Source organism: Nocardioides sp. CPCC 206348 (genome assembly GCF_048654705.1).
Taxonomy (GTDB): domain Bacteria; phylum Actinomycetota; class Actinomycetes; order Propionibacteriales; family Nocardioidaceae; genus Nocardioides.
The window spans coordinates 11,407-12,816 of record NZ_JBMCZA010000226.1 but is presented as its reverse complement, the minus strand read 5'-3'; the positions used below and the strand labels follow the sequence as shown (position 1 = coordinate 12,816).

At 68.6% G+C, this 1,410-nt stretch carries 1 protein-coding gene; it reads right to left on the bottom strand.

Annotated elements, in window-relative coordinates; genetic code table 11:
- Positions 1 to 5 precede the first annotated feature (5 nt).
- Positions 6 to 1,316, bottom strand: a complete 1,311-nt coding sequence (locus tag ACOADB_RS25595) for an HNH endonuclease signature motif containing protein (protein WP_378605572.1) — start codon at positions 1,314 to 1,316, stop codon at positions 6 to 8.
- Positions 1,317 to 1,410: the final 94 nt, after the last annotated feature.

The window sequence follows — 1,410 nt, the reverse complement described above, 5'->3', positions numbered from 1 at the left end:
GGTGGCTATTCGGCGGGGTCGACGGGGCGGGGTGGGTCGAGGGCACGGGTGCCGTCGGGTCCGACGATGAAGTGGTGGCCGTGGGGGCTGATCCACAGGTAGTGCCCGGGTACGACTGTCAGGTACCGCCATCTACTGAAGGTCTTGGCGCGGTGATGTCGCCTGCAGGCTGGTGCGAGGTTGCAGGGGCAGGTGGGTCCGCCCTTGTCGTGGGGGACCACATGGTCCAGATCGCACTTGGCCGCTGGTTTCGTGCACCAGGGGAACCGACACGCGTGGTCACGCTGTTCCACCCGGCGGCGGATCCGGTCCGGGATCTCGTAGGAATCCACGGGCACGCAGTCGGCGATGTCGACCACGGGCCGGACGATGACGGTGGTGTCGCGGGCGCGGAGCCATTCCTTGATCTGCGCGATGCTGATCGGGGTCCGGCCTTGCTCCCACCGTCCGACGGGGCTCGCGAACGGGTTGTCCTGGTCCAGTGCGGTGTCGGTGATGTGGACGGTCAGCTCGACCTTCCGGCCCGGGGACTGGGTGATCACTTCACCGGTTTCCTCGTCGGCGAAGAGCAGGTCCAGGGAAAGGTCGTGGCGGGCGAGGTCGCCGGCGGCCTTGGACCGGCGGACATCGAGGGAGTCGGTGTCGCCGAGCTTGCCGCGCTCGATCGCGCGACGGTTCACAGCCAGGTCGAGATCGTGGCCGTCGGCGCCGTCCATCACGCCGTGGAGCTCGACGAGACCGTTGCTGTCGACCTCGCCGATGTCGAACCGGCGTCCGTCAGCGGCGGCCTGACGCTCAGCCTCGGCGCGTTCGGGGTCGAACCGCAGGGTCGCTTCGGTGACGAGGCGCTCCAACTGTGCCCACCCGACCCCACCGACGCCAGCGAGCTGGCGGTCCACGAACGCAGCCGCCTCAGCGTTGAGGGGCCGGGTGAGGTCCGCGATGCGTTCGGCCCGCCACGGCGCCAGGCGGCCCTCGACCACCGAGGTGTAGATGCCGGGCAGGCGCCAGGCGCACTCGATGACCCGCCCGACATACCCACGACCACCATCAGGCGACCGACCGAGAACGGCGATGAGCTCCATCAGGTTGAACTCCGACACCAAGGGTGCGCCGGGACCGGCGATCGGGACACCGGTGTCGATCACGCCCTCGAGGATGGTCGCGGCCTGTTCGGGTGTGGTGACGACGTTGTCCTCGGCCCAGCCCACGATGTCGATCCAGTCCTGGACCATGGACTCTTCGCGGGCCTTGACGCGCTCGCTCAGGCGCGACAGCAATGTCTGCGGCTGTGAGCTGCGGTCCCCGAGGTCCATACATGTATTGGATCATGAGCCTCCGACAGTGCGGAGCGCAGCGAAGGCGCCTGCGGACAGGGGAACGGCCCGGACCGAGCTGTGGAGAGTTGGT

Excerpts from the sequence above, each read along its gene's own strand:
- ACOADB_RS25595 (WP_378605572.1), bottom strand. The coding sequence starts at position 1,316 with ATGGACCTCGGGGACCGCAGCTCACAGCCGCAGACATTGCTGTCGCGC.